We start from the raw sequence: 20,964 nt of genomic DNA on the forward strand, positions 1-20,964 counted from the left end.
CATCAAGAACAAAACGCCCGGCGAGATCGCCGGGCGTTGATCTTTAGTTGAGCTGGACGCGATTGCGAAGGCTGAACGGTTCGCAGTCACTGCCGGCTTTTTAGTCGCGTGCGACGCACAGCGCGATGCCCATGCCGCCACCGATGCACAGCGTCGCGAGGCCCTTCTTGGCGTCGCGCTTCTGCATCTCATGCAGCAGTGTCACGAGCACGCGCGCGCCGGATGCGCCGATCGGATGGCCGATCGCGATCGCGCCGCCGTTGACGTTGACCTTGGCCGGATCCCAGCCGAGGTCCTTGTTCACGGCACAGGCCTGCGCGGCGAACGCCTCGTTGGCTTCGATCAGGTCGAGGTCGGCGATGTTCCAACCGGCCTTCTTCAGCGCCGTGCGCGACGCCGGGATCGGGCCGGTGCCCATGACCTTCGGATCGACGCCGGCCTGGCCCCAGGACACGATCCGCGCGAGCGGGGTCTTGCCTTCCTTGGCCGCCTGCTTGGCGGTCATCAGCACCACGGCCGCTGCGCCGTCATTGATGCCCGACGCGTTGCCGGCCGTGACCGTGCCGTCCTTCTCGAAGGCCGCGCGCAGCTTGGCCATGGCCTCGATCGTCGCGCCATGACGCGGATATTCGTCGCTGTCGACCACAGTGTCGCCCTTGCGGCTCTTCACCGTCACGGGCGCGATCTCGTCCTTGAACCTGCCGGCCTTCTGAGCCGCCTCGGCCTTGTTCTGCGATGCAACGGCGAACTCGTCCTGCTGCGCACGCGTGATCTGATATTGCTTCGCAACGTTCTCGGCGGTGTTGCCCATGTGATAGCCATTGAAAGCGTCCCACAGGCCGTCCTTGATCATCGTGTCGACCAGATCGAGCGAGCCCATCTTCACGCCGGCGCGCAGATATTGCGCATGCGCCGCCATGCTCATCGACTCCTGGCCGCCGGCGACCACGATGTCGGAGTCGCCATTGACGAGCGCCTGATAGCCGAGCGCAACGGAGCGCAGGCCGGAGCCGCACAGCTGGTTGATGCCCCAGGCCGGGCTCTCGACTGGAATGCCGGCGGCGATCGAGGCCTGGCGCGCCGGGTTCTGGCCCTGCGCCGCAGTCAGGATCTGGCCCATGATGACCTCCGAGACGCGGCCGGGCTCGACACCGGCGCGCTCCAGCGCGGCCTTGATGGCCACCGCACCCAGCTCATGGGCCGGGACACTGGCGAAGGCACCGTTGAAACTTCCAACCGCGGTGCGGGCGGCGCTGACGATGACGACATCGTCTGACATGAGCATCTCCTGGGGTTCTTGATCTTGGACGTGGAAACGAGGGCTTGAGAGATCGGGCGTATTTGAAATCAAACCGAATTTCTTCGTTCACGGTCGCGCCGGCCGTCCGCAAGCCTCGGATTGGCAGATGCGCAACCTTCGCACTTCATCCTGTTAACGTCGTTGCGACATGTCAATTGGCGGCATCAGCGATTCCTGTTGCAGCGCATTCAAATTGGCACGCTTGGCGGTTTCGTGAGCAGGAATTCTGCTGCGGGATTAACCGTTCCGCACAAAACCGTAGCCGAACTCGCCCGAAAGTGATTACGTTATTGCATTGCGTAGCTCTTCGCCCTGCGGCGACGCCGCCGGGTTCCCTGTTCTCGGTTTGCATGTGTGAGCTCATGGCGAAATCTGACCAACCCACCACGATCAAGAAATACGCGAACCGGCGGCTCTACAATACCGGGACGAGTACCTACGTGACCCTCGAAGATCTGGCCTCGATGGTTAAGAACGGGGAGGATTTCCTGGTCTACGACGCCAAGACCGGCGACGACATCACCCGGTCCGTGCTCGCCCAGATCATCTTCGAGCAGGAGAACAAGGCGGGACAGAACCTGCTGCCCACCACATTCCTGCGCCAGTTGATCCGCTTCTACGGCGACAGCATGCAGATGGTGGTACCAAAATACCTGGAGCAGTCGATCGACACACTGACCAAGGAGCAGGAGAAGTTCCGCAAGCAGATCGCCGACACCTTCAGCGGGACGCCTTTCGCGCCGCTCGAGGAGCAGGTGCGCCGCAACATGGAGCTGTTCCAGCAGACCTTCTCGATGTTCAAGCCGTTCGCGCCTGGTGCGGTCCGCGCCGAGGAGAAGGCCGCCGAGCCCGCTGCTGCCGCCGCCGACGACAACATCGACGAGCTGCGCCGCCAGATGAAGGAAATGCAGGACCGGCTCGACCGCATGTCGGAGCCGAAGAAGGACGAGCAGCAAGGCTGACGCTTGCCGCTTGATCCGCGATTGGAAGCCGGCGGCTGATCAGCTCGCCGCCGGCAATTCTGCCCTGCCGTGCTCGATCCACGGCCGATCGACCGAGGCGAGGCCGATCACCCGGCCCTGGATGTAATCGCAGCCCCAGTCGCGCAGCAGCGCGACCGACGCCTCGTCCTGCACCCATTCCGCGACCGTCTTGATCTGCAGCCGTCGCGCCAGCTCGACCAGCGTCTGGACGAAGGCGCGGTCGTCAGCCGAGCGCACGAGATTCTGCACGAAGGCGCCGTCGATCTTGACGATGTCGACGCCGAGCTTGCGCAGATTGCGGAACGAGGTGTGCCCGGCGCCGAAATCATCGATGGCGATTCGGCTGCCGAGATCCTTCAGCCGCGTCACGAAGCCGCGGAGATCGTCGACGTCCTGGATCTCGACCGTCTCGGTGATCTCGACGATCAGCCGTTCGGCGACCCCAGGATGGGCGCGCATCATGGATTCGATCGAGGCCCACCAGTCCGGATCCATGGTGGTCTCAGGCGAGATGTTGAGGCTCAGGGTGACGTCGGGCGTGCTCGCGAGCTCAGCCACCACCAGCTCCAGAATGCGGTGATCGACCAGACGGATCAATCCGAGCCGTTCGGCGACAGGGACGACGTCCGGCGCCAGCAAGGCCCGGCCGTCATCCTGGCGCATCCGCACCAGGCATTCATAGAAGGCGGGCGCAAGCGTGTTGGCATTCACCACCGGCTCGAACGCCGTAACGATGCGCCGCTCATTGAGCGCCGTCACGATCTCGTCGGTGACGCGGATGTTGACCTTGCGCTGCGCGTCGCGCTCCACGTTCGGCCGCCAGGTCGAGAACGATCCGATGCGGCGGCGCTTGGCGGCGTCGAGCGTCTCATGGGCGCGGTTGACCGCTTCCTCGACCGAGCGGGCGTGACGGGGAACGCTCACTGCGCCGATCGTCGCGGTGACGGCGACCGGACCTGACTTGGTCGGCACCACCTCGTCGCGCACGGTCGCGAGAAAGCGCTCGGCGGCGGTGGTCATGTCGTCCATCGTACAGTTCTTCAGGATCAACCCGAACTTGTTGCCCGAGAACCGCCCGAGCGTGTCGCCACCACGGAGCCGGCCCCGGATGCGCTGCGCGATCTCCAGCACGACGCCGTCGGCGACGTCGAAGCCGAAGGCGTCGTTGATGCGCGCGAGATGATCGATGCCGACCAGCATGAAGGCGCAGGAGAAGCGGAACCGCTGCGCCTCCTCGATCACCTCGGCAAGCGTCGCCAGCAGATGCGTCCGGTTCAGCTCGCCGGTCAGCGGATCGTGCCGTGACAGCTTGAGCAGTTGCTCCTCGCGGGCGTGGCGCTCGTTGTTGATCCGGACGATGCCCTGGGCGCGGGCCGGCCGCCCGTCGGAGCCTGCGAACCAGCAGCCGGTTTCCTCGACCCAGATCAGCGGCGCCCCGGCGTGGGTGCGCACGCCATATTCGATCCGGTACGGCGTGCCGCTGGCGCCGTATAGCGGTGCCGTCTGGAGCATGATCTCAGTGCGGATGCCGCGGTCCGGCTCGATCAGCTTGCTGAACTCGGCCCCATTGCAGAGCTGCGGCAACGGAACATCGGCAAACACCGCCCCGACGTGATCGCTCCAGACGATCACGTCGCTTGCCAGATCCCAGACGAAGGCGGCTTGGCCCAGGGACGCCAGGATCATCGCGGTCTGTGGCAATTCGGATGTCAAGGTCGCCTCGTTTCGGCACAGGCCGGCAGGACCGGCGCTGATTTGGGAACGGCCGACGCGTACCCGCGCGAGCGGCGGCGGCCGACTTCGCGAATCAGACTACGCATCTCTGGTTAACGGAGAGCATGCCGAGGCGACGAGCGCGTGTCCGAGACGCGTCAACCATGTTTGGAACATGCAGCGCCCAGCGACGCTTGGGACGGCATTGCTTTTGCGAGATCGAGGAGCGAAAGGTACCGGCGTCCCAGAACGTGACAATCGCGCCGGCGATGGTTGGACAATGTTAACGATTGATCAGGACGGCGGTCGCCTGGACGGGTTGGAGGAGACCTCCCGCTCGGTGACGCTGCTGCCGAGCGATGCGAGCCATGACCGTCGCGCGCGGATCATTCGCGCAGCCCGCCCCGATGCCGGCTTCGTGACCCATCTGATCGCGACCGCCGAGCAGCTGCCGCAGACCCGCACGCTCAGGCGCGCGGCCGCTGCCGACGTCCACAGTGCCTATGCGGCGAGGCTTCAGCCGGTCACGCGTGCCGGCGGCCGGACCCGAGAAATGATCTAAGCGCGCGCTCCTGCGTCTCAGGGCTTCAGCGTCTCGGGCTTGGGCGGCTCAGAAGCGGTCGGAGCAGCGGCCTCGGCCTCCTTCGGCTCCGCGACCCAGCCGGTCGTCGGCGCGGGAGCCGGCCGAGGGACCGAGCGGTCGAGCAGGACGGATTCGGCGACCGAAGCAGCCGCCGGCACCGCATCGGTCGGCTCTTGAACGACGGGTGCAGCAGCGTCCGCGTGCTGGACCTCCGGCTCCTGAATTTCCGTCTTGGTCGGTTCTTTGACCGCTTCCCGGGCAGGCTCTTCGACAGGCTCAGGTTCTGGATCCGCCACGGGCGCTTCGACGGGAGCCGGCATGGGTGCGGGGGCTGCGACGACGGCGCGGGCGGCGCGCTTGGTGCGCAGCGAGACTCCGCTGAAAAAATCGACCATCGCCAGCAGGGTCAGCAGCAGGAAGGTCGAGTTCCCGAACTTCTGCCACATCGCGAATTCGGCGGCGGCGCCGCCGAAGACCAGCAACGACAGCAGGTGGTCGGTGAGATATTTGCCGTTCGGCTTCGCCGCCTTGATGATCTCAAGCAGCAGCAGCAGCACGCCCAGGGCCAGCAGCATGTCGCCGAGCGAGATCGTCCAGAGCTCGCCGGACGGAAGCTGAAGGCGCAGCAGCGTCTCGCTGAAGGCGACCCCCGGCATCAGGAAGACGATCATGTTGTAGATCGCCAGCGGGATCAGCAGCAGCGGGAAACCGACCATGGACATCGGTTGAAGCCTTGGATGGCGCGGGCGGCGGCCCGGCGCAAAATCAATCGGTGCGAAGAAGATGACAGCGAGACGGGATCACGCGGCACAGATACGCAACGGTCCCGGCGAATCACGTCGCACGGGACCGCTTTCAACCCCATCGATGGCCGAATTCGGGCGGCTTGGAAAGCGGCCCGCGCGGACAATCAGGCGTCTTTCTTCTTCAGGACCTGGCGGCCCTTGTACATGCCGGTCTTCAGGTCCAGGTGGTGCGGACGACGCAGCTCGCCGGAATCCTTGTCCTCGACATAGGTCGGCTTCTTGATCGCGTCAGCCGAGCGGCGCATGCCGCGGCGCGACGGCGAAGTTTTTCTTCTGGGGACGGCCATATCGGTATCCTCTAGGGTATTTTTGCAAGGCATCGTCCGCAAAGGACGGCTGCAGCCATGAAGCTGGCGAGCCCGGATGCCGATCAAGGCCGCGCTTATAGAGGAAGGGGTGCGGCATGGCTAGGGCTCTCCGAGGCATTTTTGGCCAAAATTGCGCCGCTCGGACCTTACCGCCGCTCCCCCCAACAGGTCTGCAGGCCGGAGGACTGCGCCCGCATCATATAGGTTGCGGACAGCCGTCTCACGCCGGGGCCGGGCGTGCGGGCACTGCGCCGGACCGGGTTCGGCAGGATCGAGGCCATCAGCGCCGCCTCGCGCGGGCCGAGCCCCGCGGCCGAGCGGTTGAAGGCGTAATTCGCGCCGGCTTCGGCGCCGAACTGGCCGGACGGGCCGAGCTCGGCGATGTTGAGGTAGATTTCGAGGATGCGCCGCTTGCCGAGGACGAGGTCGATCCACAGCGCCAGCGGCAGTTCCAGCGCCTTGCGGACATAGCTGCGGCCCTGCCACAGGAACAGGTTCTTGGCGACCTGCTGGGTGATGGTCGAGCCGCCGCGGCTGACCTCGCCGTCCTCGGCATCGTCCATGACCTCGCGCAGCGCGCCCCAGTCGATGCCGTGATGGCTGCAGAATTTGGCATCCTCCGCCGCCACCACCGAGCGCGGCAGATACGGCGACATCGCCGAGAGGTCGATCCAGTGCCGCGTCACCGGCTGCCCCGTCACCGACCGCCACAGCATCAGGGTCGAGACCGGGTGGCCCACGGCATAGAACGGCGTCAGCGCGTAGGGCACGAGCAGCACCAGCACGGCGATCACGAGGAGGGTTCTGACGGTACGCAAGGGCAGGCGCCGCTCGGTTGGGACCGCCGTGGGGGCGGCCAGTTGGCCGGGATTATCCGACATCTCGATGTGGTTTCCTGCTTTTTTCCGCCGTTGCGGCCGAAAGCCGCCACCGCCCCGGCAATTGACGAAGTCGCCGCCATCAACGATTGTCCGGCGAATTTCGCCCCCCTGGAGCTCTTCTTAAATGACTGCGACGGCCACCGACTTCACCCAACGCCTGGACAAGACCGCGGAGGAGACCGAAGCGCTGCTCGGGGAGCTCCTGTCCGATGCGCCGATGGCCGACGAGATCATCAGGCCGAAGCGGCTGATCGAATCGATGCGCTATTCCAGCCTGAACGGCGGCAAGCGGCTGCGCCCGTTCCTGGTGGTCGAGAGCGCCGCCGTGTTCGGCGTCCCGCGCCGGGGCGCGCTGATGGCCGGCGCCGCACTCGAATGCATCCACTGCTACTCCCTCATCCATGACGACCTGCCGGCGATGGACAATTCCGATCTGCGCCGCGGCCGCCCCACGCTGCACAAGGCCTATGACGACGCCACCGCGATCCTGGCCGGAGACGCGCTGCTGACCATCGCCTTCGACATCATCACCCGCGACGAGATTCATCCCGATGCCGGCGTCCGCCTCGCTTTGACCCGGGCGCTGGCCCGCTGCGCCGGTGTCGGCGGCATGGCCGGCGGCCAGATCCTCGACCTCGCCGGCGAGGGCCGGTTCGGCGACAGCGGCCCGGTCGACGTCGCCCGCGTTCAGCAGATGAAGACCGGCGCCCTGCTCCGCTTCGGCTGCATCGCCGGCGCCCTGCTCGGTCAGGCCTCGGCGGCCGAGTACCAGGCGCTCGACGATTACGGCCGCGCGCTCGGAGAGGCCTTCCAGATCGCCGACGACCTGCTCGACGTCGAGGGCGATGCGGCGACGCTCGGCAAGCCGGCCGGCGCCGACGCCGAGCTCGGCAAGACCACCTTCGTCACCCAGCTCGGCATCGAGGGCGCCAGGCAGCGCGTCCGCGACCTGCTCGCCCGCGGCGATGCCGCGCTGTCGATCTTCGGCGCCAAGGGCGACGTGCTGCGCGCCGCCGCCCACTTCGTTGCCGAACGCAAGAGCTGAGGCGAGGCGTTGGCCGGAGTCCATCCTGACGATCCGGACCTCGCCCGCTTTGCAAGGCTGCCGGCTGCGCTGCGCGTCATCTATGCGCGGCCGCGGACCTTCATATCGCTGGGGCTCGCGATCGTCGCGTTCTTCCTGCTGCCGCCGGCGCTCCGCCTGATCACGCGGCTGCTGATCGGCTGGGACATCTTCACCGCGATCTACCTCGTGCTGGTCGCGGTGATGATGCTGCGCAGCGAGCATCATCACATCCGCCGCAAGGCGGTCATGCAGGACGACGGCCGCTTCGTGATCCTGATGGTGACGGCGCTGGGCGCCTTCGCCAGCATCGCCGCGATCGTGCTCGAGCTCGGCGCTTCCAAGCGCGATGCTCCGGCGCTGACGCTGGCGCTGCTCACCGTCTCGCTGTCCTGGGCCGCGGTGCATGCGACCTTCGCCCTGCACTACGCCCATGATTATTACCGCGGCGCCAAGCCTGGGGGCCTGCAATTCCCCAGCGGCGACAAAGACGAGCACGCCGACTACTGGGACTTCGTCTACTTCTCCTTCATCATCGGCATGACCGCCCAGGTCTCCGACGTCGGCATCACCGACAAGATCATCCGCCGCACCGCGACCGTCCACGGCATCATCTCGTTCGTCTACAACACCGCGCTGGTCGCCCTGATGGTCAACATCGCCGCCAGCGCGATCTCCTCCTGATCAGTTGCATACCTCGACGCTGGCATTGTTGGCCGGCCCGCCGCCGCCGCGATATTCGAGCCGGCAGCCGGGCCGGACGGTGCGGCACAGATAGGCGTCGCAATAGATCTGCCCGCCCGACTTCGCGGGCCGGGCCGCCTGCGTCTGCGGCCTGGTGTAGCCCGGGGCCGCCCCGATGCCGAGACCGCCACCACCTCCGATCCCCACCCCGACGCCCGTACCGGGAGCCGGCATCGGCAGGCCGGCGTCCGGTGCCGCACGGCCGCGGCGGCGCGACGGCACATCCTCGTCGCCGCTGCTGTCGCGCTTGGCGACCGGCTTCCGGTCGCGCCGCTTCTCGCATTCATTGTCGTCGTTGACGAACGAGCCTTCGGCACAGACGATGCGGGTGCAGTGGTCGCCGTCAGGCTTGGTGCCATGCTGGCAGACCAGTGGGCACACCCGCGCCTGCTTGAGCTTGATCGCCTGGAGCGCATCGGCCGATGCCGCCTGGGTGTCGAGCTTGGTGCCGGCATAGCGGTTGAACTGCGACAGCGAGCGGCGCGAGGCTGAGCCCCAGTCACCATCGGCATCCTCCGTGAGGCAGCCGACCCGGCGCAGCTCGAGCTGCACCGACTTGGTGAGATCGGCGGGCTGCGCGGCCGGGGTGAGCGCGGCCACCTGCGGCCCCTGCTGCGGCGCTGCGGCCGTCGGCGTGCCGGGCGATGTCGCCGCGCGCGGATTGTCGACCGCCGCGAGCTGCTGCTCCCCGCGCTTCTTCTCGGCTTCGGCCGCCTGCTGCTGCGCGATCTGCGTGGCCTTCTCGGCTGCGATCCGCGCCTGCTCCGCGGCCTTGGCCTCGGCCTCCGCCTTGGCGAGCGTCTCCTTGCGCGCGCCCTCGGCGGCGAGCCGCGCCCGCTCGGCCTCGGTCGCGCGGGCTTTCTCGGCGGCGACCACGCGGTTCTCCTCGGCGGTCAGCTTTTCGAGCTGCAGCTTGGCGAGGCTCGCATAGAAGCCGTCGGGGTACTGCGCCAGGAAAGCGTTCAGCGCGCCCTTGTTGCCGACCTGCATCGCGAGCTCGTAATCGCGCCGGATGTCGGCCTGAGGGTTCGGCGGCGGCGTCACCGGCATCTGCGTCACGACGCGCGGCACGCCGGGAACCAGCGGCACGTCCTCGCCGCCGAGCGAGCCGTACACGAACGGTTCCTGGCGGTTGGCGGTCGCCTTCAACACCTCGTCGCGGACGAAGCCGAACGCCTTGCGGACGTCGAGCCCGGGCGTCGCGATGTGCCGCGACAGCGCCAAGGTGAACGGTGAGTTCTTGCCGTCGCCGTCCTGCGCGGTCGAACCGGCCTTGGCGGAATAGGCGATCAGCGTGTTCGGGCTGGTCGGCTCGACCTTGGCGAGGCCGCGGCCGAGGCTGCGGGTCGCCACCGTCCGCTGCATGTTGCGGGTGAACGGGTTGTCACGGCAGGCATCGAGAATGACGAGGCGCAGCTTCTTCGCCGGCTCGACGGCAACCAGAATGCGGTCGAGCGACAGCGTCTCGTCGTAGACATCGGTGTCGCGCTCGAGCCGGGCGTCGATCGGGATCAGATAGTTCGACCCTTCGACCTCCATGCCGTGGCCGGCGTAGTAGACCACCGCGATATCGGCATCGCGGGCGGCATCGGCGAAATCGCGCAGTGCCCGGCGCGTCTCCCGCGCGGTGAGATCGCGCCGGTAATCGACGACATCGAAGCCCGCGCTCTTGAAGGTCGCCGTCATGACCGCGCCGTCATTGACCGGGTTCGTCAGTTGCGGCACGTTCTGATAGGCGGAGTTGCCGATGACGAGCGCCACCCGCTTCTCCGCCATTGCCGGGTGGCCGGCCAGCAGCAGCGCTGCCGCCATGAGAAAACCGCCCAATCGAACTGACCACGACATCGTATCTACCCCATAGCCCTGGGAAACATGCTCGGTCTGCTAGCAGATTGCGGCCGTTCGGCTTGTGACCGGGATCACGCAAGGTTCGGTCCGGGGACATCCCGCCTGGGCCACGATATTTCTGTCGACGGAGCATCATCCGCAGTTCATGGCTTGCCAAGCCCCGTTTTGCATCGAAAATGCGATCCTTGTTTGTCCGCGGTTCCCCAGGGAGTTGGCCATGAGCGCAGACCGTTCCACCGTCGAGGCCGTCGTGCAGGGCTATTTCGACGCGCTCTACGAGGGCGACGCCGACAAGCTCGGCGCCGTGTTCCACCCCACCGCGGACCTGCGCTGGGTCGACAACGGCGAGCTCAAGATCCTCACGGTGCCGGACTGGCTGGCCTGGGTGCGCAAGCGCCCCTCCGCCAAGGGCGAAGGCAAGCCGCGCGAGGACTTCATCGTCACCATCGACCGTTCGGACGACAAGACCGCCTTCATCAAGGTGCGCTGCCAGCTGCCGCCGCGCTATTTCACCGATTACCTGGTGGCGATGAAGCTGAAGGACGGCTGGCAGATCGTGTCGAAGTCCTACCGCTACGACCTCCGGGATTGAGGCCGGCGCAAGGACGCCCGGCTGTTTCAAATGGAAGCCCATTTTCAGACCTTCCTGATCCTGCTGGCCGTGCTGGCGGGAACCGCCCTTCTTGCACGGCGAGCCAACCTGGCGCCGGCGATCCTGCTGATGCTCGCCGGCATCGCGCTGGCCTTCGTGCCGGGCATGCCCGCCTTCGCGCTGCCGCCGGAGTTGGTGCTGCTGGTGGTGTTGCCGCCGCTGATCTATTCGTCGAGCGTCGCGATGAGCTGGCGCGAGTTCAAGCGCAATCTGCGGCCGATCGTGCTGCTCGCGGTCGGCTGCGTGATCTTCACCGCCTCCATGGTGGCGATCGCGACCCACTATCTTCTCGGCCTGCCCTGGAGCCTCGGCTTCCTGCTCGGCGCCATCGTGGCGCCGCCCGACGTCGTGGCGCCGCTCGCCATCGCCCGGCGGCTGCACCTGCCGCGCCGGGTGATGGTCATCCTCGAAGGCGAGGGCCTCGCCAATGACGCGACGGCGCTGATTCTCTATCGCTTCGCCGTGGCCGCCATCACCACCGGCGCGTTCTCGCTTCCGGTCGCGGCCGGCGAGTTCGCCGCGATCGTGGTCGGCGAGATCGCGTTCGGCATCGGCGTCGGCTGGCTGATGCTGCGCGCCCGCCACTACGCCAGGGATCCGCAGGTCGAGATCACGCTGTCGCTGCTGACACCCTATCTCGCCTACTGGATCCCCGAGCATGTCGGCGGCTCCGGCGTGATCGCGACGGTCGCCTGCGGCCTCTATATGAGCTGGAACGGACCGCTCTGGATCTCCTCCGCGACCCGCCTGCAGGGCGTGTTCTTCTGGGACCTCGTCGTCTACCTGATCGAGGGCATGCTGTTCCTCTTGACCGGCTTCCAGATGCGGCTGATCTACGAGAAGTCGAAGGCGTTCCCGCTCGACGAAATCATGATCGCCACCGCGCTCGTGGTCGCGATCGTCGTGATCGCGCGCTTCGCCTGGACCTTTCCGGCGACCATCCTGCCACGCGTGCTGAGCCCCTCGCTGCGCGCCAGGGATCCGCTGCCGCCGTGGCAGCAGACCTTCATCATCGGCTTCACCGGGGTCCGCGGCACGGTCTCGCTCGCCACCGCGCTGGCGCTGCCGCTCACGCTCTCGACCGGTGAAGCCTTTCCCTATCGCGACGAGATCCTGTTCATCGCCTTCGGCGTGATCTTCTTCACCTTGATCGGCCTCGGCCTGACCCTGCCGATCGTCGTGCGCCTGCTCGGCGTCTCCAACACCGGACGCGCCGAGCATGTGCGAGAGCACGAGCAGGAGATTGCGGCACGGCGCGAGGGGCTCGACCGGGCGCTGAAGTCGCTGGAGATGATGACCAGCGACCGCGAGGTGTCCGACGAGGTCATGCGGCTGCTGCGCGCTCGACACGAGGTCCGCGTCAACCAGCTGCCGGCCGCGTTCGACGCCGACGAATACGACGCCTCCGCGCTCGGCATCGAGCTGACCCGCGAGCTGATCGGCGTGGAACGCAAGACCATTCACGTCATGCTCCGCGACGGCCAGATCACCGACGAAACCCGCCGCCGCATCGAGCGCGATTTGGATCTGGAAGAGGCGAGCCTCGCCAACCGGGAATATGGGCACGTTCCGTTGTAGGGCGTGAGTTGTCGCGCATAGCTCTCTCCGTTCGTCATTGCGAGCGCAGCGAAGCAATCCAGGGTGGCGGGCGGGACTCTGGATTGCTTCGCTGCGCTCGCAATGACGTGGACGGAGCGGGGGTACAAATACGGCGACTGAGCTTGTAGACACAGCATCTCATCCTCGCGCCCGCTCTCGCGTCCGAGTGTTGATCCTCATGCCGCCCTCTCCAATCAGAGGGCGCAGGGAAGGCCGGGCCCCGACTGAGGCCCGTGGCCCGCCTGCGAAAAAAATGCAGGCGGCAGGAACCACAGGTTCAGCCGGACAAGACCCGGCCCTCCCTGCGCAATGGTTTTAACGGCTGCTTCGCACTCTCCCCGGGGACCGGGCTTTCTTGCCCCCGTCACCAGCGGATCATCACCGCCAGCTTGGCATCAGCATCGGGATGTCAGGACCATGCGACTTGACCGTCCGCGCCATGACGTTCGTCCGCAAGCACCGAGCTCACTGCGCCACGTCGCGTCCACCGCATCCCGCCTCCACGTTCGTGACGACCGCGAAGCGCCCCTCGTGAGCGAGGCGGGACGGGCGGAAACATCGATCTGATTTGCCCGACGGCACAAGGCCTGACAGCTGCGACATGGTAACGCGACGGGCAAAATTTTAGATTCGTAAGTGCTGGCGGCTTGCCGCGCGAAGAACGGCCGATATGACCGATAGCCGACCACATCCTCCGCTGTCGTCCCGGCCTTGAGCCGGGACCCATAATCACAGGGCAGGGTGATAGCGAAGAAAGCAGCGGCAGCCTGCTCGACAACTGAGGTCGGTGGTATAGGTCTCGGCTCAAGGCTGGGACGACACTGTTGGCGCGGTAAGATCTCGCCAACAAACTTGCTCTTGTCTCACGTGGTCCGATCCGCCGCCCATCGCCGGTTCTCACCGCGCTCAACGTGGCAGCCTCTCTCACCGCTCGATCATCCAGCGCGTCACCGCCTGGTGGTAGTTCATCGGGCCAGGCACGGTCTTGTAGGTCTTCAAGTAGCGGAAACCCGCCTTCTGCAGCGCGCGGTTGGGGGCGGTGTTGTAGGCGTGCGGCTCGCAGAACAACTGCTTGAGCTGCAGCTTCTCGAAATACAGGTCGACGCTGCGGCTGACGCATGCGGCGCCGAGGCCGCGGCCGCGCAGCTCCGGCTCGGTGACGTGCAGATGCATGTGGGCGCGATTGCCGTAGACGATGCGGTCGCAGCTGGAGAAGCCGATCGGCCGGCCGTCGAGCCGCCAGATCACCAGCAGCGCCGCGCGCTCGGCGAGCGGCGTCGCGTAGAGCGTCTTGAACAGGCTGCTCCAGACCGCCCTGGTCGGCATCCGGGTCGGATCGATGCCCATCAGGTCGAGCTGCTCGATGCTCGACGCATAGAAGTAGTCGATGACCAGCGAGGTCTCGGCGAGCTCCATTTCACGGATATCGAGAGTCATCGAGGCGTCCCTTTTTCAGCAGGCCTCAAGGTGCTGATCATGCGGGCAGCAGTGGGGCGTGGCCGGCGGATCGTGCCGGTCACGGCAGCGGCGCGTAGCGGCTGATCCACGGATGAAAATTCCAGACTGAGGCGCGCGGCACAAGCAGCTGACGGTTGCAGGGCTGGCCGCTCTCAAGGTTGCACTTTGAAGAGGAGGTCGCTTTGCCGGCTCTTCCTCGTGCTTTCGGCGCCCTGCGCCACGGCGAACGCGTATGCCGCGACCTGAATGATGCGCACGCTTGCTTCCCCGTCGTCATGGCCGGGCTTGTCCCGGCCATCCACCTCGTTCGGCATCCTGGGAAAGACGTGGATGCCCGGGACAAGCCCGGGCATGACGGAGAAACTAATAAGCAGATGCTCGAGCACCGATATGAAGCACAGCGCAATCATCCCAGAGGGGCAGGAGGCGCCGCCGATTCAGATCCGGGCGCCCCTACTCCGCCGCGGTCACGCTTTCCGCAGCCTTGGCGCCGCTGCCGTAGCGCTGGTCGATGTAGTCGATCACCAGCGCCTTGAAGTCGGCCGCGATGGTGGGCCCGCGCAGGGTGCGAAACTTCTTGCCGTCGACGAAGACGGGCGCGGCCGGGGCCTCGCCGGTGCCGGGCAGCGAGATGCCGATATTGGCGTGCTTGGATTCGCCGGGGCCGTTGACGATGCAACCCATGACGGCGACGTTGAGCGCTTCCACGCCCGGATATTGCGTCTTCCAGGCCGGCATCTCCTCGCGGATGAAGTCCTGGATCGAGCGCGCCAGCTCCTGGAACGTGGTCGATGTGGTGCGGCCGCAGCCCGGGCAGGCCGCGACCAGCGGCACGAAGGTGCGGAAGCCCATGGTCTGCAGCAGCTCCTGCGCGACCTGGACCTCGAGCGTGCGGTCGCCGCCGGGCTCCGGGGTCAGCGAGATGCGGATGGTGTCGCCGATGCCCTGCTGCAGCAGGATGCCGAGCGCGGCCGAGGAGGCGACGATGCCCTTCGAGCCCATGCCGGCCTCGGTGAGCCCGAGATGGATGGCGTAGTCGGAGCGCGCGGCGAGGTCCTGATACACCGCGATCAGGTCCTGCACGGCCGAGACCTTGGCCGAGAGGATGATGCGGTCCTTCGGCATGCCGAGCTCCTGCGCGCGCTCCGCCGAGTGCAGCGCCGACTGCACCATCGCCTCGCGCATCACCGCGCGCGCATCGCGCGGGTTCGCGGAGGCCGCGTTCTCGTCCATCAGCTTGGACAACAGCTCCTGGTCGAGCGACCCCCAATTGGCGCCGATGCGCACCGGCTTGCCGTATTTGTTGGCGAGCTCGATGATGGTCGAGAACTGGGTGTCGCGCTTGTCCTTGAAGCCGACATTGCCGGGATTGATGCGGTATTTCGCCAGCGCCTCGGCGCAGGCGGGATAGTCGGTCAGCAGCTTGTGGCCGATGTAGTGGAAGTCGCCGATCAGGGGCGTGGTGATGCCGCGCTTGTCGAGCTGCTCACGGATGTGCGGGACCGCGGCGGCGGCCTCGTCGCGATCAACGGTGATGCGGACCATCTCCGACCCGGCGCGCGCCAGCGCTGCGACCTGGGCCACCGTCTGCTCGACATCGGCGGTGTCGGTGTTGGTCATGGACTGGACCACGATCGGCGCCCCGCCGCCGACGGCGACGTTGCCGACCATGACTTTGGTGGTCTGATGCCGGGGAGCGGGTCCGGCGACATCGGTCTGGGTCAGTGTCTCGGGCTTGTTCATGGGCGCTCGGATATCAGGTTTTGGTGACATTCAGCAATGGATCAGTCGCGGCCAGGACCACACGGTTCGGGCGGTTTACGAGAAAAAGCCCAACGATCACAAGCACGGCGGCCAGGCCAAAGGCCAGCGTCAGGGCGTCATGCAGGATGAAATAGCTCGCCACCACCCCGAATAAAGGGGTGATGAAGGTAAATGCCGACAATTTGCTGGCCGAGTAGGCCTTGATCAGCGCGAACCAGATCGTGAACGTGGCCCCGACCACCCAGATCGACTGGTAGGCCATCAGGCCGGTCACGAACGGGCTGGGAACCTGATGGAGCCGTTCCCCGGCCAACAGGGCTGCCACCCCCAGGATCGGAATCGACATGGCAACCTGGTAGGACAGGGCCTTCTCCGGGGGGGCGAAGCGGAGCCGGGTGCCTTTTGCGACGACCGTGGTCGCGCCCCACAGCAACCCGCCCCCGACCACCATGAGGTCGCCGAGCAGCACGGTTCGATCGACATTGGCCTGGGGAACGCCGATCGCCAGCGCCACGCCCGCGAAACTGAGCGCCAAGCCCGACCATTGCATGGCGCCGAGCCGCTCGCCCAGGAAGCGGTAGGAGCCAAGCGCGACGAAGAACGGCGCGGTGTACAGGAACACGACCGCGCGAGAGGCGGACGTCAGCAGCAATCCGCCATAGATCAGCACGAACTCGACGCCGAACATCGCGCCGGCGATCAGGCCGGGGACGAGCGTGCCGTCGCGCTCGAACATCCTCACGCCGCGCACCCGGGCGATGAGCAGGAGGACGGGCAGCGCCCCGGCCGAGCGCAAGGTCGCCTGCAGCATCGGCGGAATCTCCGGTAGCGCCAGCTTGACCGCGATCTGGTTGAAGGCCCAGGAGATGCAGAGGACGAGAATGACTGCGATGGCGCCGGGGCCAAGGGGCCGGCTCGCGGCTGACGAGGTGGACGTTGCGGACACGAGGACGTGGACTCCCGAAAGCGTTTCCTTGTTGGACCGCAATTGAACCTGCGGTCAGCGTAGCCGCCAACCACCCGAGACGAGGCTGATGTGGCTGCTGCAACGGCACTGGTCACCTCGCCCCGCTGGCGGGGAGAGGGGCGCACCAGCCTCGCGGCAGGATCATCGCATACGACGGTCGGTCACATGTGTACAGCTATGCGACGTGGGCTCCGGTGGCGGAGCTCACGCCGCCTTCTGGCAATGCGCACAAAGCCCCGTGATCTCGACCACCGACAGTTTCGGCGTGAAGCCCGATGCCGCGGCGGCCAGCTTCAGGCTTTCCGCGATCGGCGCGGCCGGAACCTCGCCCACGGCGCCGCAGCTCTCGCAGATCAGGAATGCCACCAGCGCGGTCTGTTCGTGGTCGTGAGCGCAGGCGAGGAAGGCGTTACGGCTTTCGATGCGGTGCACCAGACCGTTGGCCATCAGGAACTCGAGTGCGCGGTAGACCGTGATCGGCGCCGGCCGCGCGGCCACCTTGGCGAGTTCCTCGATGATCTCGTAGGCGCCGAGCGGCCGGTGGCTCGACAGCAGCGCCTCCAGCACCTGGCGGCGCTGCGGCGTGAACTTCTGGCCACGCTGGGCGCAGATGCGCTCGGCATGGTCCAAGGCATCGGCCGCGCAGCGGCCATGATCGTGGTCCGGCGCCGGGAAGGTGGGTTTTGCGAGGGTCATTGGCGACAATCTAGCATCTCGGGCCGCTCTCGCCAAAGGCCGCGGCCGAGCCATGCATCCTGAGCGGAGCGGGTGCGCTCGGCGGGGCCATGAAATATTCATAAGCTTGCTTATTATATCCAAGGCTCATTACAGCCAAAGCTTAGTTCCCTCCGATCCCGAATCGAGACCGCCATGAGCCGCACCTCCGCGGACGCCAACTTCCTGTTTACGCTCGGCGAGCTGCAGCGCCTGATGCGCGCCTATGCCGACAAGGAGGCCGCGCGCTTCGGCATGACCCGCGCGCAATGGGCCGTGCTGGCCAAGGTCGAGCGCAACGAGGGGATGAAGCAGTCGGAGCTGGCCGAGCAGCTGGAGATGCAGCCGATCACGCTGACACGGCTGATCGACAAGCTCGCCGAAGCCGGGCTGATCGAGCGCCGCGGCGACGACACCGATCGCCGCGTCAACAGGCTCTATCTGAAGAAGGCCGCCCGCCCGCTGCTCGCCAAGCTCGGCGTGCTCAAGGCCGAGCTGACCGACACCGCCCTTCAGGGCATCAGCGCCGGTGATGCCGAGCGGCTGATGACCCATCTCGAAGCCATCAAGGAAAACGTGAGAAACGCCCTGCAGTCGCTGTGCGACGAGCAGCGAAAGGAACAGCGCTATGGCTGAGCCCGCCCTGAAACTCGCCCCTGAACAGAAGGCCAGCCCGGATGCGGCGGCGCCCGAGGCCGCGGCCGCGAAGCCGGCGCGCCCCGGATTCCTGCGCCGCTACCGCCGCACCTTGCTGCTGGTCGTGCTGCCGCTCGTCGCCGCCATCGGCGGCCTCGTGCTGTATCTCAATGGCGGCCGCTACGTGACGACCGACGACGCCTATGTCGGCGCCCAGAAGGTGCTCATCACGCCCGATATCTCCGGCAAGATCGTCAAGGTCGTCGTCAAGGAAGGCCAGCAGGTGCAGAAGGGCGACGAGCTGTTCGAGATCGACCCCGTGCCCTATCGCCTGGCGGTCGACCAGGCCAAGGCGGCGCTGGAGCAGGCGCGGACGAGCTATGAGAATCTCACCGCCAACATCAAGATCTACGGTCAGATGCTCGACCTCGCCCAGCAGGGCATCGAGCTCAAGCAGAAGGACGTCGAGCGCAAGCAGACGCTCGCCAAGAACAATTTCGGCTCGCAGCTCGACCTCGACAACGCCGCGAACGCACTGGTGACGGCGAGCGCGCAGGCGCAGTTCATCAAGCAGCAGCTGTCGAACGCCAGGACGCAACTGCTCGGCAATCCCGAGCTGCCGCTGGAGCAGTTTCCGCCGTACGTCCAGGCCAAGGCCAAGCTCGACGATGCCCAGCGCGACCTCGACCACACCACCTTGCGCGCGCCGATGCCGGGCATCGCCACCCAGGTCGACCAGATCCAGCTCGGCCGCTTCGTCACCGCGGGCACGCCGGTCTTCTCGGTGATCGACATCGCCAATCCCTGGGTCGACGCCAATCCGAAGGAGAGCGACTTCACCTATGTCGCGGTCGGCCAGCCGGTCGAGCTCGACGTCGACGCCTTCCCGAACCACCGCTTCAAGGGCACGGTCGGCTCGCTGTCGCCGGGCACCGGCGCGCAGTTCGCAATCCTGCCGCCGCAGAATGCGACCGGCAATTTCGTCAAGGTCGTGCAGCGCGTGCCCGTCAGAATCCATTTCGACAAGTCCGACAAGTTCGTCGCGAAGCTGAAGGCCGGCATGAGCGTCAACGTCTCGATCGACACCGGGCACGAGCGTTCGCTGGCCGGGCTGTTCGGATCGGCGCACGCGGCGGACAAGGACGAGTAGCGTCATGACCGCGCCGGCAGCCTCATCGGCGGTTCCGGGCCTGCGCCGGAACATGGTGACGATCTGCGCAATGACGGCGACGATCATGCAGGCGCTCGACACCACCATCGCCAACGTCGCGCTGCCCTACATGCAGGGCACCTTGTCGGCGTCGCAGGACCAGATCAACTGGGTGCTGACGTCCTACATCGTCGCCGCCGCGATCATGACCGCGCCGGTGGGATGGATCGCCAACCGCTTCGGCCGCAAGCGCACCTTCATCGTCTGCTCGGCCGGCTTCACCATCGCGTCCGTGATGTGCGGGCTGGCCCAGGACATCACGCAGATGGTGCTGTTCCGCCTGCTGCAGGGCGTGTTCGGTGCCTCGCTGGTGCCGCTGTCGCAGGCGGTGATGCTCGACTCCTACGCGCTGCATGAGCGCGCCAAGGCGATGGCCATCTGGGGCATGGGCGTGATGCTCGGCCCGATCATGGGGCCGTCGCTCGGCGCCTGGCTGACCGAGACCTATTCCTGGCACTGGGTGTTCTTCGTCAACCTGCCGTTCGGCGCCGTGACCGTGCTCGGCCTGATGGCGTTCATGGAGGAAACCAAGCCGAACGCGGAGCTGACCTTCGACTGGTTCGGCTTCGCCGCGCTCGCCATCGGCATCGGCTCGCTGCAGATCGCGCTCGACCGCGGCGAGGATCAGGGCTGGCTGGAGAGCAACGAGATCATCATCGAGTTCATCGTCGCCGGCGTCGGCTTCTATTATTTCCTGGCGCATTCGCTGACGACGAAGCGGCCGTTCATCCAGTTCGCGCTGTTCAAGGACCGCAACTTCGTCGGCGGCTGCGTGTTCATGACGGTGATGGGCTTGGTGCTGTTCTCGACCATGGCGCTGTCCTCGCCCTATCTGCAGAACGTCATCGGCTATCCCATCATCACCGCCGGCGTGCTGCTCGCGACCCGCGGCTGCGGCACCTTCGTCGCGATGATGCTGGTCGGCCGCCTGCTGCGCTACATCGAGGCGCGGACCTTGATCGTGGTCGGGCTGGCGCTGACGGCGCTGTCATTGTTCCAGATGACGGCGTGGACCGACCAGACCGGCGTGCCCGAGATCATCACCATCAGCATCATGCAGGGGTTCGGCTTCGGCCTCGTCTTTGTGCCGCTCTCGACCGTTGCGTTCCTGACGCTGCCGGGCGAGTTGCGCACGGATGGAACCTCGATGCTGACCCTGGTGCGAAATGTCGCAAGCTCGATCGGCATCTCCATCGCGATCGCGCAGCTCACCGAGGGAACGCGGCGCAACCACGCGATCCTGGTCGAGCACATCAATCCGTTCAATCACGCCCTGCAGATGCCCAATGTCGCCGGCCTGTTGAACCTGTCCACCGATGCCGGGCGCGCAATGGCCGACGCGATGGTCATGGTGCAGGCGCAGATCCTGGCCTTCTCGCACGACTACCAGCTGGTCATGACGTTCATCCTGGTGTCGATCCCGCTCGCGGTCATGATCGGCTCGACGCGCAGCGCGCTGCGCGCCCAGTCTGCCCCGGCCGACCACGCCGTGATGGAGTGACGCTTCCCCGTGACGGAAAATTCGCGTGCTGTTGAGACGCAGCGGGACCGGGATAGCAAAAAGGTGACCACGACGTGATGGATTTGTAACTTCAATCCGGCGCGTTTCCGGCTATCTTCTGTTCACCCCACTCGGTTCTCTGCGTATGAGTTGCGCGCAGAGACTGCACCTCATGAGCGCCCCACTCGTGATGTGCCGGGCGGGGGCGGTGGCTCCTCCAGCGCCGCCCCCAGC

Annotated in this window: 20 protein-coding genes; 9 read left to right on the plus strand and 11 right to left on the minus strand. The window is 66.3% G+C overall.

Features of this window, described 5'->3' with window-relative positions; all coding sequences use genetic code 11:
* Positions 1-100: 100 nt before the first annotated feature.
* Positions 101-1,279: an acetyl-CoA C-acetyltransferase gene (locus tag ACQR1H_RS26055; protein ID WP_434908403.1), complete on the minus strand. Its 1,179-nt coding sequence runs from the start codon at positions 1,277-1,279 to the stop codon at positions 101-103.
* Between the two features lie 383 nt (positions 1,280-1,662).
* On the opposite strand from ACQR1H_RS26055, the gene phaR reads away from it, so the two are divergent.
* Complete coding sequence (phaR, locus tag ACQR1H_RS26060; RefSeq protein WP_257167926.1) at positions 1,663-2,262, plus strand: polyhydroxyalkanoate synthesis repressor PhaR; 600 nt, start codon at positions 1,663-1,665, stop codon at positions 2,260-2,262.
* 39 nt (positions 2,263-2,301) lie between these two features.
* Here phaR and ACQR1H_RS26065 read toward each other — a convergent pair whose 3' ends face one another.
* The gene (locus tag ACQR1H_RS26065) at positions 2,302-3,969 is read right to left on the minus strand and encodes a bifunctional diguanylate cyclase/phosphodiesterase (protein ID WP_316179424.1); all 1,668 of its coding nucleotides are present in this window, start codon (positions 3,967-3,969) and stop codon (positions 2,302-2,304) included.
* A gap of 367 nt (positions 3,970-4,336) precedes the next feature.
* On the opposite strand from ACQR1H_RS26065, the gene ACQR1H_RS26070 reads away from it, so the two are divergent.
* Complete coding sequence (locus tag ACQR1H_RS26070) at positions 4,337-4,558, plus strand: hypothetical protein (RefSeq protein ID WP_315801747.1); 222 nt, start codon at positions 4,337-4,339, stop codon at positions 4,556-4,558.
* A 17-nt stretch (positions 4,559-4,575) separates the two neighbouring features.
* Here the strand turns inward: ACQR1H_RS26070 and ACQR1H_RS26075 are convergent, their stop codons facing one another.
* The 3 genes from ACQR1H_RS26075 to mtgA all read right to left on the minus strand — a co-directional run bounded on the left by ACQR1H_RS26075 (position 4,576) and on the right by mtgA (position 6,511).
* The gene (locus ACQR1H_RS26075; RefSeq protein WP_316179210.1) at positions 4,576-5,301 is read right to left on the minus strand and encodes a hypothetical protein; all 726 of its coding nucleotides are present in this window, start codon (positions 5,299-5,301) and stop codon (positions 4,576-4,578) included.
* A 188-nt stretch (positions 5,302-5,489) separates the two neighbouring features.
* Positions 5,490-5,672, minus strand: coding sequence for a 50S ribosomal protein L32 (rpmF, locus tag ACQR1H_RS26080; protein WP_006610266.1), 183 nt, complete (start codon positions 5,670-5,672; stop codon positions 5,490-5,492).
* A 167-nt stretch (positions 5,673-5,839) separates the two neighbouring features.
* Entirely contained in the window at positions 5,840-6,511 is a 672-nt protein-coding gene (gene mtgA / locus ACQR1H_RS26085) for a monofunctional biosynthetic peptidoglycan transglycosylase (RefSeq protein ID WP_316179423.1), read from the minus strand.
* A 187-nt stretch (positions 6,512-6,698) separates the two neighbouring features.
* Between mtgA and ACQR1H_RS26090 the strand changes: the two genes are divergently transcribed.
* Both ACQR1H_RS26090 and ACQR1H_RS26095 read left to right on the plus strand, forming a co-directional pair.
* A complete protein-coding gene (locus ACQR1H_RS26090) occupies positions 6,699-7,619 on the plus strand; it encodes a polyprenyl synthetase family protein (protein ID WP_315801749.1) in 921 nt (306 codons plus the stop codon).
* 9 nt (positions 7,620-7,628) lie between these two features.
* Positions 7,629-8,321, plus strand: coding sequence for a DUF1345 domain-containing protein (locus tag ACQR1H_RS26095; RefSeq protein WP_315801750.1), 693 nt, complete (start codon positions 7,629-7,631; stop codon positions 8,319-8,321).
* On the opposite strand, the gene ACQR1H_RS26100 is transcribed toward ACQR1H_RS26095, so the two are convergent.
* Positions 8,322-10,226, minus strand: a complete 1,905-nt coding sequence (locus ACQR1H_RS26100; RefSeq protein ID WP_434908404.1) for a caspase family protein — start codon at positions 10,224-10,226, stop codon at positions 8,322-8,324.
* 220 nt (positions 10,227-10,446) lie between these two features.
* On the opposite strand from ACQR1H_RS26100, the gene ACQR1H_RS26105 reads away from it, so the two are divergent.
* Positions 10,447-10,821: a nuclear transport factor 2 family protein gene (locus tag ACQR1H_RS26105; protein ID WP_315801752.1), complete on the plus strand. Its 375-nt coding sequence runs from the start codon at positions 10,447-10,449 to the stop codon at positions 10,819-10,821.
* A gap of 30 nt (positions 10,822-10,851) precedes the next feature.
* Positions 10,852-12,459: a Na+/H+ antiporter gene (locus tag ACQR1H_RS26110; protein WP_434847374.1), complete on the plus strand. Its 1,608-nt coding sequence runs from the start codon at positions 10,852-10,854 to the stop codon at positions 12,457-12,459.
* Positions 12,460-13,404: 945 nt separating this feature from the next.
* Here the strand turns inward: ACQR1H_RS26110 and ACQR1H_RS26115 are convergent.
* From ACQR1H_RS26115 to ACQR1H_RS26135, 5 genes are all read right to left on the minus strand, one after another.
* Entirely contained in the window at positions 13,405-13,917 is a 513-nt protein-coding gene (locus ACQR1H_RS26115) for a GNAT family N-acetyltransferase (protein WP_315803806.1), read from the minus strand.
* Positions 13,918-14,090: 173 nt separating this feature from the next.
* Positions 14,091-14,324, minus strand: coding sequence for a hypothetical protein (locus tag ACQR1H_RS26120; RefSeq protein ID WP_434908405.1), 234 nt, complete (start codon positions 14,322-14,324; stop codon positions 14,091-14,093).
* Between the two features lie 67 nt (positions 14,325-14,391).
* Positions 14,392-15,681: a flavodoxin-dependent (E)-4-hydroxy-3-methylbut-2-enyl-diphosphate synthase gene (ispG, locus tag ACQR1H_RS26125; RefSeq protein WP_315803808.1), complete on the minus strand. Its 1,290-nt coding sequence runs from the start codon at positions 15,679-15,681 to the stop codon at positions 14,392-14,394.
* Positions 15,682-15,694: 13 nt separating this feature from the next.
* On the minus strand, positions 15,695-16,648 hold the full coding sequence (locus ACQR1H_RS26130) for a DMT family transporter (RefSeq protein ID WP_434908406.1): 954 nt from the start codon (positions 16,646-16,648) through the stop codon (positions 15,695-15,697).
* Positions 16,649-16,873: 225 nt separating this feature from the next.
* Positions 16,874-17,365 carry a Fur family transcriptional regulator gene (locus tag ACQR1H_RS26135; RefSeq protein WP_315751916.1) on the minus strand — a complete coding sequence of 164 codons (492 nt, stop codon included), beginning with the start codon at positions 17,363-17,365 and terminating at the stop codon, positions 16,874-16,876.
* A 174-nt stretch (positions 17,366-17,539) separates the two neighbouring features.
* Here ACQR1H_RS26135 and ACQR1H_RS26140 point away from each other — a divergent pair, with 174 nt between their 5' ends.
* From ACQR1H_RS26140 to ACQR1H_RS26150, 3 genes are read left to right on the plus strand one after another with little or no spacing between them, the layout of a single operon-like run.
* Positions 17,540-18,019, plus strand: coding sequence for a MarR family winged helix-turn-helix transcriptional regulator (locus ACQR1H_RS26140; protein ID WP_315803810.1), 480 nt, complete (start codon positions 17,540-17,542; stop codon positions 18,017-18,019).
* The gene (locus tag ACQR1H_RS26145; RefSeq protein ID WP_434908407.1) at positions 18,012-19,169 is read left to right on the plus strand and encodes an HlyD family secretion protein; all 1,158 of its coding nucleotides are present in this window, start codon (positions 18,012-18,014) and stop codon (positions 19,167-19,169) included. The genes ACQR1H_RS26140 and ACQR1H_RS26145 overlap by 8 nt, the downstream gene beginning before the upstream one ends.
* Positions 19,170-19,173: 4 nt before the next feature.
* Entirely contained in the window at positions 19,174-20,730 is a 1,557-nt protein-coding gene (locus tag ACQR1H_RS26150; protein ID WP_315803812.1) for a DHA2 family efflux MFS transporter permease subunit, read from the plus strand.
* Positions 20,731-20,964 lie beyond the last annotated feature (234 nt).

The sequence above is a fragment of the Bradyrhizobium sp. HKCCYLRH2015 genome (assembly GCF_051168215.1).
Taxonomy (GTDB): domain Bacteria; phylum Pseudomonadota; class Alphaproteobacteria; order Rhizobiales; family Xanthobacteraceae; genus Bradyrhizobium.

What these genes read in the sequence shown, in the direction of transcription:
- ACQR1H_RS26075 (WP_316179210.1), bottom strand. Translation starts at nt 5,301, where the DNA reads ATGTCCATGGTCGGTTTCCCGCTGCTGCTGATCCCGCTGGCGATCTAC.
- ACQR1H_RS26110 (WP_434847374.1), top strand. Translation starts at nt 10,852, where the DNA reads ATGGAAGCCCATTTTCAGACCTTCCTGATCCTGCTGGCCGTGCTGGCG.
- ACQR1H_RS26150 (WP_315803812.1), top strand. Translation starts at nt 19,174, where the DNA reads ATGACCGCGCCGGCAGCCTCATCGGCGGTTCCGGGCCTGCGCCGGAAC.
- ACQR1H_RS26090 (WP_315801749.1), top strand. Translation starts at nt 6,699, where the DNA reads ATGACTGCGACGGCCACCGACTTCACCCAACGCCTGGACAAGACCGCG.
- ACQR1H_RS26105 (WP_315801752.1), top strand. Translation starts at nt 10,447, where the DNA reads ATGAGCGCAGACCGTTCCACCGTCGAGGCCGTCGTGCAGGGCTATTTC.
- ACQR1H_RS26100 (WP_434908404.1), bottom strand. Translation starts at nt 10,226, where the DNA reads ATGTCGTGGTCAGTTCGATTGGGCGGTTTTCTCATGGCGGCAGCGCTG.
- ispG (WP_315803808.1), bottom strand. Translation starts at nt 15,681, where the DNA reads ATGAACAAGCCCGAGACACTGACCCAGACCGATGTCGCCGGACCCGCT.
- rpmF (WP_006610266.1), bottom strand. Translation starts at nt 5,672, where the DNA reads ATGGCCGTCCCCAGAAGAAAAACTTCGCCGTCGCGCCGCGGCATGCGC.
- ACQR1H_RS26055 (WP_434908403.1), bottom strand. Translation starts at nt 1,279, where the DNA reads ATGTCAGACGATGTCGTCATCGTCAGCGCCGCCCGCACCGCGGTTGGA.
- phaR (WP_257167926.1), top strand. Translation starts at nt 1,663, where the DNA reads ATGGCGAAATCTGACCAACCCACCACGATCAAGAAATACGCGAACCGG.
- ACQR1H_RS26140 (WP_315803810.1), top strand. Translation starts at nt 17,540, where the DNA reads ATGAGCCGCACCTCCGCGGACGCCAACTTCCTGTTTACGCTCGGCGAG.
- ACQR1H_RS26135 (WP_315751916.1), bottom strand. Translation starts at nt 17,365, where the DNA reads ATGACCCTCGCAAAACCCACCTTCCCGGCGCCGGACCACGATCATGGC.
- ACQR1H_RS26145 (WP_434908407.1), top strand. Translation starts at nt 18,012, where the DNA reads ATGGCTGAGCCCGCCCTGAAACTCGCCCCTGAACAGAAGGCCAGCCCG.
- ACQR1H_RS26115 (WP_315803806.1), bottom strand. Translation starts at nt 13,917, where the DNA reads ATGACTCTCGATATCCGTGAAATGGAGCTCGCCGAGACCTCGCTGGTC.
- ACQR1H_RS26065 (WP_316179424.1), bottom strand. Translation starts at nt 3,969, where the DNA reads ATGATCCTGGCGTCCCTGGGCCAAGCCGCCTTCGTCTGGGATCTGGCA.